14 protein-coding genes are annotated in these 14,315 nt (G+C 58.3%); 10 read left to right on the top strand and 4 right to left on the bottom strand.

Annotated features, from left to right (window positions below; all coding sequences use genetic code 11):
- From LC354_RS02535 to LC354_RS02525, 3 genes are read right to left on the bottom strand one after another with little or no spacing between them, the layout of a single operon-like run.
- Nucleotides 1–915 (bottom strand): hypothetical protein, encoded by a 915-nt coding sequence (locus LC354_RS02535; protein WP_223421264.1) that lies wholly within the window; start codon nucleotides 913–915, stop codon nucleotides 1–3.
- Entirely contained in the window at nucleotides 912–1,859 is a 948-nt protein-coding gene (locus tag LC354_RS02530) for a diacylglycerol kinase family protein (protein ID WP_223421263.1), read from the bottom strand. The genes LC354_RS02535 and LC354_RS02530 overlap by 4 nt, the downstream gene beginning before the upstream one ends.
- Entirely contained in the window at nucleotides 1,856–2,992 is a 1,137-nt protein-coding gene (locus tag LC354_RS02525; RefSeq protein WP_223421262.1) for a CDP-alcohol phosphatidyltransferase family protein, read from the bottom strand. The genes LC354_RS02530 and LC354_RS02525 overlap by 4 nt, the downstream gene beginning before the upstream one ends.
- A gap of 79 nt (nucleotides 2,993–3,071) precedes the next feature.
- On the opposite strand from LC354_RS02525, the gene LC354_RS02520 reads away from it, so the two are divergent.
- The 8 genes from LC354_RS02520 (at nucleotide 3,072) to LC354_RS02485 (ending at nucleotide 10,926) form a co-directional block, all read left to right on the top strand.
- Entirely contained in the window at nucleotides 3,072–3,971 is a 900-nt protein-coding gene (locus LC354_RS02520; protein WP_223421261.1) for a metallophosphoesterase family protein, read from the top strand.
- Between the two features lie 142 nt (nucleotides 3,972–4,113).
- Nucleotides 4,114–4,563 carry an HIT family protein gene (locus tag LC354_RS02515; protein ID WP_223421260.1) on the top strand — a complete coding sequence of 150 codons (450 nt, stop codon included), beginning with the start codon at nucleotides 4,114–4,116 and terminating at the stop codon, nucleotides 4,561–4,563.
- 21 nt (nucleotides 4,564–4,584) lie between these two features.
- A complete protein-coding gene (locus LC354_RS02510; protein WP_223421259.1) occupies nucleotides 4,585–5,793 on the top strand; it encodes an LptF/LptG family permease in 1,209 nt (402 codons plus the stop codon).
- Complete coding sequence (gene lptG, locus LC354_RS02505) at nucleotides 5,790–6,842, top strand: LPS export ABC transporter permease LptG (RefSeq protein WP_223421258.1); 1,053 nt, start codon at nucleotides 5,790–5,792, stop codon at nucleotides 6,840–6,842. The genes LC354_RS02510 and lptG overlap by 4 nt, the downstream gene beginning before the upstream one ends.
- 12 nt (nucleotides 6,843–6,854) lie before the next feature.
- Nucleotides 6,855–8,060, top strand: coding sequence for a CDP-alcohol phosphatidyltransferase family protein (locus tag LC354_RS02500; protein ID WP_223421257.1), 1,206 nt, complete (start codon nucleotides 6,855–6,857; stop codon nucleotides 8,058–8,060).
- A gap of 149 nt (nucleotides 8,061–8,209) precedes the next feature.
- Nucleotides 8,210–8,965 (top strand): sterol desaturase family protein, encoded by a 756-nt coding sequence (locus LC354_RS02495; protein WP_223421256.1) that lies wholly within the window; start codon nucleotides 8,210–8,212, stop codon nucleotides 8,963–8,965.
- Between the two features lie 27 nt (nucleotides 8,966–8,992).
- On the top strand, nucleotides 8,993–10,135 hold the full coding sequence (locus LC354_RS02490; protein ID WP_223421255.1) for a GNAT family N-acetyltransferase: 1,143 nt from the start codon (nucleotides 8,993–8,995) through the stop codon (nucleotides 10,133–10,135).
- A complete protein-coding gene (locus LC354_RS02485) occupies nucleotides 10,132–10,926 on the top strand; it encodes an NTP transferase domain-containing protein (protein WP_223421254.1) in 795 nt (264 codons plus the stop codon). Before LC354_RS02490 ends, LC354_RS02485 begins: the two co-directional genes overlap by 4 nt.
- Before the next feature lie 6 nt (nucleotides 10,927–10,932).
- On the opposite strand, the gene LC354_RS02480 is transcribed toward LC354_RS02485, so the two are convergent.
- Complete coding sequence (locus LC354_RS02480) at nucleotides 10,933–11,733, bottom strand: phosphocholine cytidylyltransferase family protein (RefSeq protein WP_223421253.1); 801 nt, start codon at nucleotides 11,731–11,733, stop codon at nucleotides 10,933–10,935.
- A 327-nt stretch (nucleotides 11,734–12,060) separates the two neighbouring features.
- Here LC354_RS02480 and LC354_RS02475 point away from each other — a divergent pair, with 327 nt between their 5' ends.
- On the top strand, nucleotides 12,061–13,002 hold the full coding sequence (locus tag LC354_RS02475; protein WP_223421252.1) for a sulfotransferase family protein: 942 nt from the start codon (nucleotides 12,061–12,063) through the stop codon (nucleotides 13,000–13,002).
- A gap of 301 nt (nucleotides 13,003–13,303) precedes the next feature.
- Nucleotides 13,304–14,248, top strand: a complete 945-nt coding sequence (locus tag LC354_RS02470) for a lysophospholipid acyltransferase family protein (protein ID WP_223421251.1) — start codon at nucleotides 13,304–13,306, stop codon at nucleotides 14,246–14,248.
- Nucleotides 14,249–14,315 lie beyond the last annotated feature (67 nt).

Raw genomic sequence — 14,315 nt, 5'->3', positions numbered from 1 at the left:
CTAACGCACGGCACCCTGCCGCCACAGCCGCCACAAAACACCGGGTGCAGCAATCAGCGGGTGTCGCTTCTGGAAATCCGTCAGGTGCAGTGGTTTGCCGGTATGGCGCTCGACCTTCCACTGGATATACTCGACCTTCTGATCGAAGGTGAACGCTGCTTTGACCAACCGCGAGATGTTCAGCACTTTTCCATAAATGCTTTTGCGTCGCCACATACACATGTACTGCCGCGCCGTTTTGCCCTGCGCGTCTGGCCACCCGCTGCTGCCTTGCCTGGCCGTCGCATGTGCAAGGGCGGGCGCCAGCATCGCGTCAAAATAGTGTTCGGCCTGATGATAGATCGTCTGGCCTCGATCCCCGCCATCTTCGACACGCAACTCGGCCCCGTATGTGTTTTGAAACAATGCCGTCCACAGATCGGCGGACGTCCCGCCCGATGGCCCGAGGCGTTGCGCCCACACCGCTCCGGTCGCCACGGCATCTGCAACGGCCTCAACCGTTGTAGCGGCGGCCTGCCCGTCGCGCGCATAGAGCAGCGCGGCGGGTTGGCAGAACCGCGCCCACATTGTCGTGTCATTGCTGTCCGGGAGCATCTTGCGCGCGAAGGCAGTGGCCGAGATCACGGCGATCTTGGCGCGGGCTTCTTCTCCGTGTCGGTAACGCACGGTGGGCGGCAAAATCGCGTTGGCAGCGGCACCGATCCAGCTTGCGTGGTAGTTGCTGTATGTGTCCACAAGAATATAGAAATCCAGCACCCCTTCGACCGTCTGATTGCGCAGGCATGAGCCATAAAACAGCACGGCCACCACCGCCGTCCCACTCTCCGAAGCAAGTTCATTTGCCAAGGCGCGCGCTTCATCCGGTACAGGGCGCTCAAGGCCCGCACGCACAAGATCCGGCAGCGCGGCACTCATTCGCCGACAAATCCGATAGGTTGCGTTGCGGCGACCCGGATATGGCCATGGGGCTCATAAAGCTCACCGTCCAGAACGAAGGGTTGGTCAAATTTGACCTCCATCGTTTCAGCGCGGCCGCTGGCATAACCGTTGTCTTCCATCCACGCTTTGCGCTTGCCCAGGGCCATCGACACGATGCCAACAACGGCGCGCTTGGGTGGCGCCGAGATATCGAGCCAGTTGATCGCTCCCCTGCCCTGATCCCAGAACGGTTGCAGACCCAGCGTCAGACGGTCCAGCGTGCTGGCCAGAACAAGGAAGTGGCGCGTGCCGTTCACCTGCGCGCCATCGACAAGAACCGTACCTGCTTCGCCCGACGCTTCGCGGTTTTTCGAACCGCTCAGCAAGCTGCGGCGCAAGACACCGCCGATGGCCATGGCAACGGCAAGCCCCTTGTTGATGCCCATCGGATGGATCGATTGATTGGCCATCCGCACACCATCCGCAAAAGCCGCAAAGCCCAGCAGGAAGCCGCGCTGGACCGGATCATCACGGCCCGGCCATGAGATTTCGATCGCGGCGCATTGGGTTTGCATGTCGGCCAGTTTGCCGGTTTTCCGAACGGCAAGCAAACGTTCCCATCCCTTCTGTCCGGTACCGAAGTGGCCCACCTGCCCCGCAATGACGTTGGTCTTGCCGGATGGCAGAAGAGCCATCAGGGGCCAGTGATCGCCATATGCCTGATCAATATTGCTGACGATATCGCGCACCGTTCCATCGCCCCCGTCGATGGCGATCACGTCCACACCGTCGCGGGCGAAGCGGATCAGATCTTCAACAAGCTGATCATGGCCACGCGGCTGGGCGACGCAAATATCATCGCTTGGGGCGACGCGTGCGGCAACCCCACCGCTCTTGCGGTTGGCACGGCTGAGCGGATTGCTGATCAGACCGATTTTCAATGATCGAGCCAGGATTGCAGCGGACGCGGGGCGCGCAGCGCTTGCGCGATCTGCAGGCTGTGTACGACAAGCGAAACCGCCGTCCAGACCGCAACCGCGATCAGACCCTCGGCGGGATAACCAAAGAGTGCAAAGACCGTCAGAAGCGCGAGGTTCGGATTGCGCCGGGCCACGACCAGGCGGTACAGGCTGTCGAACCGGCGCCAGATGTGCATCTCCATGTTGAAAGCCTTGATGAAGATCCCTTCCTGAAGTCGCTGCACCACATAGCCGACCACGGTAACCCAAAAGGCGGTGGTCAGATCCGGCGGGTTGTCCACCGTCGCGGCCACACCCACGACCCACGCCCAGTACCAGAACGGGGGGTGCACCAGATCGATCCCATGATCGAAGACATTTCCGAATTTTGTTGATGTCACGGTGACCCGCGCCAGCTTGCCATCGACCGTATCGAGGAAGGTCATCAACCATGCGGCGATTATCCCCGTGATGAAAAACCCGTTCCAGAACAGCCACATCGCCGCCAGCACCAGCACCAGACTGAGTGTCGTGACCATGTTGGGCGTGATCCGCGCAGTCGCACACCACCGCACGACCGCGATGGCGGGTTTGGGCCAGCAATAAAGCGTGACAAAATCCGTCACACCTTTGTACGACCCATCGAACGTGCGCTGTTCAACCGCGCGCACGGTCTCGGGGGTCAGCGCCATGACATAAGGCACTTCGCGCTTGCGCAGGGTTTCGTCATAAGCAGAGCTGAGCTGGTCCGGTTCGCACGATGTCAGATCGGCGGCGCGCGACAGCTGTCCGTCGGCAATATCCTGCGCGATGTTAGCGGCCCTGTCCTCCGATACATATGCGGCGACGGGGCGGCCATTGGAAGTCAGCACCGTGCCCACCGTTCTGGACAAATCCGCCAACAGCACTTGGGCATAGGCGTGATCGGCGCTGACCACATAACAGGCTTCGGCGGCGGGTGTGGCCCCGTCCCACGCGGAGACATCCGTCACCTTCAGACGGGCAAACATCCGGCGCAGCCGCTCTGCGGACGTCATGCCCCAGACCGAAACACCCTCGCCCACCAGCTTGACCGGAGCGATGGCGGTTTCCTGTTTGTGCGCAGATGTCGCCATAGGGGATTTTGCTTTCCTTAAAACCAGCGTAGCGATTATGCGGATATATGACCCGAAACAATCCGAAAACGCGAGTGCCATGCATCTTTCCTTCGCCCATCTGTCAGATCCGCACAATCCCCTGACGCCGAATGTGAAGGCCACGCAGGTGCTGAACAAACGGCTGCTTGGATATTTGTCATGGCATCGCAAACGGCATCTGCGCCACCGACCTGAAGTATTGACGGCGATGCTGGAAGATATCGCGGCGGCGGACTTGGACCATACAATCGTGGCGGGCGATCTGACCAACATCGCCTTGCCCGATGAGTTTGCGGCCGCGCGTGACTGGTTGAAAACGGTTGGTCCGCCTCAAGACGTAACCGTTATTCCGGGCAATCACGATGCCTATGTTCGCGTGCCCTTCGCCGAAGGGATCGGCCTGTGGAGCCCGTGGATGCTGGGCGATGATGCGACCGATGTGACCTTCCCCTTTGTGCGCAAGCGCGGACCGGTCGCATTTGTCATGTTGTCCACGTCAAATCCGACACCGCCCCTGTTCGCTTCGGGCACGCTGGGCAAGGCGCAGCTGGACCGGCTTGAGGCCGTGCTGGACGATCTGCGCGGACAGGATGTGTTTCGTGTCGTCGTTCTGCACCATCCGCCGGAGGATTACCCGACCAAGCGCCGCAAAGCCTTGCGCGACCGGGCCGCGTTTCGGGCGGTCTTGGCGCGCACGGGTGCGGAACTGGTGTTACATGGCCACCAGCATCACAGTCACTTTGGCCTGATTAGCGGACCGCAGGGCAAAATCCCGGTGCTTGGCGTGCCCTCCGCATCCATGGCGCTCAATTCCGAAAAGGATGACGAAGCACGCTGGAACCTCATCAATGTACGCCGAGAAGACGCTGGCTGGCGTCTGTCAACGCATGGCCGTGGTCTGACGCCGCGTGGGTTCGAGACCCTTGGCCGCTGGACCTTGCAGGTTCCACTGTCTTGACCCAACTGGAAATAGTGGACGCATCTGTGGCTTCGGTCGCACAGTCCTGCTTCTTGAGTAAACGGCAATTGTCAGTTAACCGTGACATGGAAAAGCCAAGGATGGCAGCAGTGCTCCTTTCCGATGGCAGCGGAGATCAATTATGCATGACAATCCCCCAAACAGCACAATGACGAAGTTTGGCCATCCCGCCACTGTGATCGGCGAAACGGAGCATTGGACTGTGCTGTTGCGCCCCGAGCAGGTCACCCTGGGGTCGCTTGTTCTGATCAGCCGTGAACCGGTCAGTGCGTTTGGCGATGTGAGCGCCGAAGGGTTTGCAGGCCTCAAGCCGGTCATCGACAAGATCGAGCATATGCTGCGCGACATGGTGCACTATGAAAAGATCAACTACCTGATGTTGATGATGGTCGACAATGATGTGCATTTTCACGTGATCCCCCGCTATGACGGTAGCCGAACCTTTGAGGAGATGACCGTCAATGATGCCGGATGGCCGGGTCCCCCACAGCTGGCGCAGGCGGTTTCAATGGATGACGCAACGACGAAACGCCTCGTCGATGCGCTGCGACACCACTGGTCAGACCTCTGATCCGGGGCGCAACAGGTTCATATGACCATCCTAGACAAATACGTGCTTTCGCAGACGATGCGCCGCCTGATGATCGCGCTCAGCATCGTGCTGCTGACGCTGATCCTGGAGCGGGTCCTGCGGTTGTTCGAATTTGCCGCGGCCAATAACGCGGCCTTCGGGCTGGTTCTGCAAATGGCCGCCAACCTGCTGCCACATTACCTGGGCCTAGCCCTTCCGGCCGCGTTTTTCATCAGCATTCTGCTGCTCATGGCGCAACTGGGCGACAATAACGAACTGGACGTCATTCTGGGATCAGGCGCATCCGTGCGGCGGATGGCGCGCACCGTGATCGTGGCGGGCGTAATCCTGTCGATCCTGAGCGTGTTGCTTCTGGGTTATCTGCAACCCTATAGCCGCTACGGATACCGCGCCATTCGGCATGCCGCGACCCACGCTGTCTGGACCGAGGCTATTTCGGCGCAAACCTTCTTCGCCCCCGCCAAGGGTCTGACGATCCTTGCGAACGAGATCGATCTGGATGACCGCGGCCTGAGCGGCGTCTTTGTGCACCAAATTTCCGATGACGGTCAGGAAATGACGATAACGGCGGCGAATGGTCAGGTGACCACGAGCCCAGACACCGGCGAGACGAAGATCGTTCTGGAAAACGTCGTTCAGATCATTGAGCAACCCGGACAAGCGCCGTATACCCTGTACCTGGGCAAGCTCACTTTTACGCCTGACTTTCCATTTGAACCAACGCCGTTTCGGGAGCGCGGAAACGATCAGCGTGAATTGACGCTGGGCGAGCTTTGGAAACGCAACACCCAACCGCAACCCGGCGCAGACCCCAAAGACGCGATTGAACAGACAAAGCTGAATGCCGAAGTCAACGGTCGCCTTGTCAGATCGATTTCCGTGGCCACCATGCCCTTCCTCGCGGTGCCCATGGGGATCGCCGCCAAACGGCGCAGGCGCGGCCCGGCGGTGGCCACGGCTGCCATTCTGCTGCTTCTCTATCACTATTCACTGGAAGTGGGCGAAGGGCTTGTGGGGCTTGGCGTTGTCTCTCCGCTGGTCGGGCTCTGGGTTCCCTTTGGCCTGTTTTCACTGTTTTGTATCAATATGTTCTGGCAAATCGACCAACGTTTGCGCCCCAACAAGTTCGAACAGTTCTTTGACCGCGTCGACAGTGTGTTCCAGGCGATGAAAAAGCGGATCTGGCCAAAAAGGCAGCCCTCGGAGTGAGAGTTCTCATTGGCTATTTCGGTTGGGTCCTCGGAGTCCGTATCCTGTCGGTCTTGCTGGCCTTCGCGGCGCTCTTGGTGCTGATGGATCTGATCGACAACATCGAGGATATCCTCGAGCGGCGCGGCAGCGTCGCCGACGTGGTCCTGTTTGCCGGATACAGGGTGCCCACGATTGTCGAGCGATTGATCCCGCTGTCTGTCCTGATCGGCAGCACCATGGGCATTCTCGCACTGGCCAATCACAGCGAATTGATCGTACTGCGCGCCACCGGCATGTCGCCACTTCGGATTGCAGCCTTGGGTATTCCCGCCTGTCTGATGGTCGTGCTGGGGCATTTCATTCTGGCCGACAGGGTGGCCCCTGCGTCGCAACAGGCCTTTATCGAGTGGTGGGAACCGCTTCTGAACCGGGGCGGGACGCAATGGCTGCGCGGCGAGGATAACCTTGTGCGGATCAGTGAAGTTTCGCGCGACGGCCAGACGCTGATGGGTCTGAGCTTTTTCGAGCGGGATGAAGCAGGTCGTCTGATCGCGCGCGTCACGGCGACGACGGCGAAATTCGAAGGGTCGGAATGGCAGCTTTATGATGCCGCCGAAACCATACTCTCCCAGACGTCGTCCGAAACCATCAAAACGGCGGTAAAGCCTTGGCCCGGCGGACCCGATCCACAGGTTATTCTGGACCTGATCGCGCGTCCCGAACAACTGTCAAAAGGCACGCTTGGCCAAGTTCTGTCTGTCGACTGGAGTTCAAGCGCCGATCCGTCGGTTTACAGTACCGAATTGGCGCGCCGGTCCGTCGGGCCGCTGACATCGCTTGTGATGATGCTCATTGCCGCCTCAACCATTCGGGGCATGAGCCGGTCCGGCGGGCCGCAACTGGGCGCGGCACTGGCTCTCGTGCTCGGCTTGACGTTTCTGGTCGTCGACGGCATGTTCGCGTCTCTCGGGAAGGCCGGCGTGCTTGGCCCGACCTTTGCCGCCTGGACGCCGCTCTTCATCTTTACCGGCATATCGGCATTTTTTCTGTTCCGTTTCGAAAGGTAGTGGGCCCCTCATATGCATATCTGGATTGATGCAGAGCCGGTGGCCGGCGCCCCGCGCCTTTTCGGCTTCACAACGCTGGAGCGCATTTTGCGCTCCATTGCAAAGGCGGGCGATCCATCGGTCAAGGTGGTGATTTCGGGCGTTGCAGACACTAAAGCGGACGCGAGATACACGGTTCTCGACGATACAGGCACGGTTGGTGAACGTCTCTCGGCCTATCTGGATAAGGTGGACGGCCCGGTATTGGCGCTGGATGGTGGCGCGGTCATCGATGCGCGCCTGTTGCCACTGCTGATGCAGGAGACCGATCCCGCCTGTTTCCTGGGCCATCCGGCCAGCAAGGATACCGCCGTTCTTCGGCTTACCAAGGGCACACCGCCGCCCACAAACACGACATCATTGCACGCGGCAGCAGAGCATTTGCGCGCGGCGGGCACCATTCGCGAAATCACGCCAGATGAGTTGCCTGATTTTGTTGGCAATCTGCGCCGCAACGTGCCGTTCCTGCTGGAGCGCGTGGCCGACGATCAGCACCGTGCCGAACTGGAGAAACGCCTCTTCCATCTGAACTACAAGGGCTCGACCGACTTCATGACGAAGTGGGTGTATCCGCCGATCGTGTGGCAATTGACCCGATTGTGCATCCGCTGGCGCATCACACCGAACATGGTGACGGTGTTCAGCATTTTCCTGACCATTCTGGCCGTTCCCTTGTTTGCCTACGGTTATTGGTTTGCAGGCTTTGTCGCCGCCTACAGCATGACCATTCTGGACAGCGTTGACGGCAAATTGGCGCGTCTGACGCTGACGGATTCACCCATCGGGAATATACTGGATCACGGGCTCGATATCGTGCATCCGCCGTTCTGGTATTGGGCATGGGCGGCGGGCCTCGTTGCCGCCGGGTCCGAGGCCCCGCTTTATGCGGCCACCCTCTGGTTGACCCTGTTTTATATCGCGGACCGTCTGGCATTGATGGTCGCCAAGGCCCGGTTCAAACGGGGCCTGCACGCGGTGACGCCATTGGACGGCACGGTGCGCACCTGGATCGCGCGACGCAACGTCAATCTGGTCGTGTTCACCCTCGGGGTCGCCCTCGGGTTTGGATCCGCCGCATTCCTGTTCATTACGGCTTGGCAGGGGCTGACCTTTGTGTGGCATGCCGCGCGCACTGCTTGGCTTTACCCCAGGGCTCGGCACGAACCCTTCCTCACCTGATCCGCGCAAAACCTGCCGGTAACAATTGGTGAAACATATTGAAACACCCTTATTTTGTTGCGTAATCTGCGACAATCCGTGAACTGGACATGCAGGGACCGGAGGACTATCTACCCAGTCCAAACGCTCCAAGTGAAAGGGATGCGACAATGTTTGTTGCCACATGGAAAGGCCGCAGTTTCGATCTGGGCAAAATGACCCTGCCTGATCTCGTGAAGGCCTATTGCACCTTCTACGCCATTCAGGCGTATTTCGGGCTCGCGATCATCTCGATCATCGCTGCCTTCTATTTTGGCTCTGGCTGGGTTGGGCCGCTCGTGGCGGCGGCTGCCGTTGTGGCGCTCTACCCGGTGGTCTGGTACCTTTTGCACCGCTTCGTCTTGCACAGCACATACCTTTATCGCTGGAAGTCGACCGCCGCGATCTGGAAGCGTATTCATTTCGATCACCACCAGGACCCCCATCGCCTCGACGTTCTGTTCGGCGCGCTTTACACGACCTTGCCGACCATCGTCGTTGTGACCATTCCTGTCGGTTGGGCGATCGCAGGCCCTGCCGGGGCGGCGTCGGGTCTGGCTGCGGGCCTTCTGACAACATGCGTCTATGAATTTGTGCACTGCATCCAGCACCTGAACTTCAAACCCAGGAACAAATACCTGAAATACATGAAAGAGCACCACCTGTTGCACCACTTCCACCACGAAGATGGCAATTACGGGATCACCAGCTTTGCCGTGGATAAGGCGCTGGGGACGTATTATGACAAGGCCAAGGACCGTCCGCGCAGCCCTACTGTCTACAACCTTGGCTACGACGTCGAAAAGGCCAAGAAATACCCTTGGGTGGCAGAAGAAAGCGGGCATATGCCACGGGATCGTCCCCCATCGGCGCGACAACAGGCGTAACGCGCCCCAACAATTGGAATACCGCCCGTGAGTGAAGCCCCGCTCGTTATTGTTCCGGTCGACACAGCGGCGGAAATGGATGCCTTTATCAAGCTGCCATACCGGCTGCATCAGGACGATCCGACATGGATCCCCCCGCTTTTTCTGGAGCGGCGGGAGGTTCTGGACCCCAAGAAGAACCCCTACCTCAAGCGTGCCACGGTCAAGCTGTGGCTCGCCAAACGCGGCGATGCGGTCGTGGGCCGCATCAGTGCGCAAATGGACCCTTTGGTTGCAAAACAGCGTAGCGCCGAAGAGGGGCATTTCGGTATGATCGCCGCCGAAGATGACCCTGCCATTTTCAAGGCCCTGACGGAAACAGCTGAAGCTTGGTTGCGCGATCACGGCGCGACTGTGGTTTTTGGCCCGTTCAACCTGAATATCAACGAAGAGACCGGCCTGCTGATCAACGGGCGCGACACTGTTCCGATGATGATGATGGGCCATGACTACGGGTATGTGGCCCGGCATCTGGAGGCCTTGGGCTATCACAAGGGTCGCGATCTGAATGCCTATGTGTGGAATGTCGGCGGTGAACTGCCTGCAACGCTGAAGGCCTTTGAAAAACGCGCGCCGACCAAGGGCATGGTGGTGCGCCCGATCAATATGAAGGATTACCGCGCTGAAGTGGGCCGGCTCGTCCAGATATTTAACGATGCATGGTCCGAAAACTGGGGCTTTGTTCCCATGGCCGATGACGAAGTCGCGCATATGGCCAATCAGCTCAAACCGCTGATCGTCCCGGACCTCGTTTGGTTTGTCGAGATGGATGGCGATCCGGCCGCCTTTCTGGTCTGCCTGCCCAACATCAACGAAGCCATCGCCGACCTGAACGGCAAGCTTTTGCCGTTTGGCTGGGCCAGGCTCTTGTGGCGCCTCAAGGTAAAAGGCCTGAAATCCGCCCGCGTTCCCCTGCTGGGTGTGCGCAAGAAATACCTCAACAGCATGCTGGGCCCGTTCATGACCGGCAGCATCATGGCCAAAATGTACCGCGAAGTCGAAAAACGCGGCATCGAAACGCTTGAGATGTCATGGGTCCTGGAAGACAATACCGCGATGAACCGACTGGCCGAACAGATGGGCGGTCGCCACTACAAGACCTACCGAATTTTTCAAAAATCGCTGACGTGACCTATTCTGCGCTTGTTCTGGCCGGCAGCCGTGGCCCTGACTGCACGGTGGCAGCCCTTGGCGGCGTGTCGCACAAGGCGCTCTTGCCGATAGCCGGTAAACCGATGATCGAACGGGTAATCGCAACGCTTTCAGCGGTCAAATCCATCGATAAAGTCGTGGTGGTCATCGAGACGCCCGAAGTTCTAAGCGATCTGCACAGCCTCAACGTCCTGATGGATAGCGGATACTTGCAAACGCTGACGGCCAAACCTTCGCCTGCGCAAAGCGCGCTGCATGGCTTTGAAGCGCTTGGGGGCGGTCAATCGGGGCCTGTCGTGATCACGACGGCGGACAATTGCCTGCTGACGCCGGAGATACTGGAGTATTTTCTCAGTTCGCTCCCGGTCGGCTCTGATGTTACCGCTGCCATGGCCAAAACCGACATGGTCCTGCAGGCCTACCCAGAGGCCCGCCGCACCCGCATGCGTTTTCGGGACGGTGGTCAAGGCGGGTGCAACTTGTTTGCCTTTCAGTCCCCACAGGCAGGCAAAATCATCCGCTTCTGGCGTCAGGTCGAGGAAAACCGCAAAAGCCCGCTCACCATGCTGCGCCAGTTGGGCGTCATGACGGCGCTGCGCTATCTCACGAACACCCTGACGCTGGCGCAGGCAGTGGAAAAACTGGGCAAGCGAACAGACACCAAACTGGCCGTGACGCATATGCCCTTTGCCGAAGCGGCGATTGATGTCGACAGCCCGGAAGACTTCTATCTCGCGGAAAAGATATTGATCGCACGTGACAGCAGGTAAGGCGGGTTATCCCGCCGAACGACCGGCCCATTTGTCACCCAGCGCTTCAGCGCGGCTCAGGTCTTCCATGAAATCGACCTCCTGCCATGTGTAGCCTTCGATGGACGCGGTGCCGACGACCTTTCTCACAGCCAGCGCATCGATGGCGCGCAGATACCAGCTTTTGAGGCCGTTTTCGCCGCGCAGCAGGTTGACGATGGCATCCTTGAAGTGCTGGCCACCCTCTTCGTTGAACATCAACAGGCCGATGGACTCGGCGTCCACCACATCCAGCGGCAGGGCTTTGCCGATACGGATCAGACGATCGCCTTCAAGGCAGACCTTCATGTCATCCGCGTCATAAGAGTCTTTGCGGTCGATGGTCACGGTGATGGGCATCTTGCGCTGTGCAAGCGCCCTGCCCGCCAGTTCGGGTTCGAACAATGTGTCACCGTTGATCACCATAAATTCGCCCGTCATCGCCTCGCGGGCAACATAGCAGCTGCCGGCATTGTCGGCGACGGCGTAAAACGGATTATAAACGGTGCGCACCTTCTGGTCGCCAAAATCCTGGGATGCGATCAGGTTGTCGACCTCTTCGGCATAAAACCCGGTGACGACCGTCACGTCGTTCACGCCATTTGCGGCCAACGCGCTCAGCTGCCATTCAAGGATCGACCGCCCGTTTATGGGCAGCAAGCATTTGGGTTGGTTCTGGGTCAAAGGAAGCAATCTGCTTCCCTGACCGGCGCTCAAAATGACTGCTTTCAACGTTTTATTCCAGTGTTTTAAGGTTTCTCGCGTTCTGCCCCTGTTCAGTCGAAACATCAAGTCCCCTGCAGCCGTGAGGTTTCAAAGTGTTACAGCTTCGAGTGGCCTTGGGGAAAGCCCAACACTCCGACGCGCCCGCACGCGAGCGATTGGCCGCGATCCCCCCCCGCGCGCCGGCGCGGTGCCTCTCTTTCGCGCAAAAGATTGACGCGCTTATCTATCAGGTGGGGTGGCAACCGCTCAACGGGTGCGATAAAACTTTACTCGACCTGGTGTCTTCGATGCGGCACGCTCCGTTCAGGCCAAAGCGATGCGGAGCAACACGCAAATGACACAATTTCTGCTTTGCGCATCGTGGAGCCAGAACCTTTGAGTGAGTACGTCATGAGCCGTAACCTTGGGGCATTTTTTATCGTCGGCGCTCCGCGTTGCGGAACCACTGCGATGGCACGCTATCTCGGAAAACATCCCAAGATCTGCTTTTCGAAACCCAAGGAAACGCACTATTTCTCATTCACGCGCAAGTCGGCCGATCCCGTGGCCATGCGGAAGGAATTTCTGACGGCGTATTTTCCGACCCTGAAAGACGACACCATGATGATCGGTGAAGGTGCTGTTTCGACACTGTATTCGCCAGACGCCGTCGAACGGATATTGCGAAGTTTCGAGGCACCCAAATTCATTGTCATGCTGCGTGATCCAGTCGAATTGATCCGATCCTATCATGCGCGTCTTCTGCACTTGCGGCAGGAAGACGAAGCGGATCTGGCCAAAGCCTGGGCGCTTCAGGAGGCGCGCGCGCAGGGAAAGCACATTCCGCGCAACTGTCAGGATCCACGGGTTTTGAAATACAGCGAAATCGCCCGCATCGGGGAGTATTCCGCTCAGTTGATCGCGTTGGTCGGCCGCGAGAACTGCATGCCTATCTTTTTTGAGGATTTCCTGACCGACACGCTTTCGACGTACAAGAGCACGCTTGAGTTTTTGGATGTCCCCTATGATGGGCGCGTTGAATTCAAGCGGACCAACCCGGCCAGCAGTTATAAAATAGGTCTGCTTCAAAGTCTATATACGGGCCGCCTGATGCGACCGGTAGCCGGGCAGTTGCTCAACAACCCTGTGCGGGCGGCACAGTTTCAACGAGCGTTCCGAAAGCTGCGCAAAAAGGTCAAACGTTTCAACGCTGTCGAGGCCAGTTCACCTCCATTGGATCCAGGCTTTGCGGATGAACTGCGCCTTGGCTTCGGGAAAGATATCGCGATCCTGGGCAAGACCTTTGGCAGAGATCTGTCCCACTGGATGCACTCTCCACTCGGCGTGTCCTGAACTGGTCTCAAATTATTCATCAACTTGCATGATTATTTGCCAGTCGAATTGATGTCCCCGACATGAGCGCGCACGGTTTTGAAACGGACCGCTTTGCTGACGTGGTCGACATCGTTGTCTTATACGGGTTGACCAGAGCAGAGCCGAAACCACCTGACCAAGACCGCGACCAAACCCGCTCTTGATCTGGCGCGAACATCAAATTAAGACCTAACGACGATGCAAAAAACGCGCTTGCGGCGTATTGAAACGGCAACAACTTCGGGTCAGTATTTAACAAAAACAAGCGAGGGAGGGGGCAATGCCAAAGAAAATATCAAAGCGTTTCAACCCTTTGATTTCGGCCCTCCACTTCGCGATCCGTCGCCTTCCGGCAAAACAGGCCACCGCGCTGATGGCCTTTGTACTGTCCAAGGCAGGAAGTTCCTTTGTAAAATCGACGAATATGCGCCGGAATATCCAGGAAGCCTTTCCGGAACTGGAAGAGGGTAAAGCCGATGCCCTTGCCAATGAGATGCTTGCCAATTTCGGAAGACACATCGCAGAGGTCGCCCATATTCCGGATTTCAGAGACGGTAAGAACGGGACACGAATCGATTGGATCACCTCCGATGGTTCCACCTTCGACGGTAAAGGGCCGGTGATTTATGTCGGCGCGCATGTGGGGAGTTGGGAACTGAGCCCGTTGCTTTTCCATCAGCTGAAACAACCATTGACGGTAATCTATTCGCAAAACAAAAACCCGATTATCGAGAACTTGCTGGCGGCGCATCGCGCTGAAACCGGTGCAATCTACGTGGAGAAATTCAAAGCCCTGCGCCCCTGTTTTCAGGCGCTTGACCGCTCGGAGTGTATCGCCTTGCTGGTGGATCAACGGGTCAATGCAGGCATTGAAGTTGATTTCTTTGGGCGTACCACGGCGATCACGCGACTGCCGGCCCGATTGGCGACAGGTTTCAATTGCCCCATTGTCCCCTTCGAGATCATACGGGTCGCACCCGGACACCTGCGCGTGACTTTTCAAGAGCCGATTTTGCCGGAAGGCAGAAAAGGCAAGGAAGCCGAGTTTGACCTGACACAGAAAATTGCCAACGCGATCGAAGGCTCCATCACGCGAAACGCCAGCCATTGGTTCTGTAGTAAACTCAGATGGAAGCGGGCCGACCGTGAAAGGATGAAGCTTCAGGCGCTGGAAAACGCGACAGTCAAGCCGACACTGAAGCCTTTGTCACAAGACGAATTGTAGTCGCGATCCGCGTGTCACCGGTCTTGCGACCGGCAAGCAGGCTCCTTTGGTCCACAGGCACGCGGCC

This window comes from Tateyamaria pelophila (assembly GCF_019966495.1).
Taxonomy (GTDB): domain Bacteria; phylum Pseudomonadota; class Alphaproteobacteria; order Rhodobacterales; family Rhodobacteraceae; genus Tateyamaria; species Tateyamaria pelophila.
Note: the sequence above shows the minus strand (reverse complement) of the source record. Positions and strands in the feature narration are given on the sequence as shown.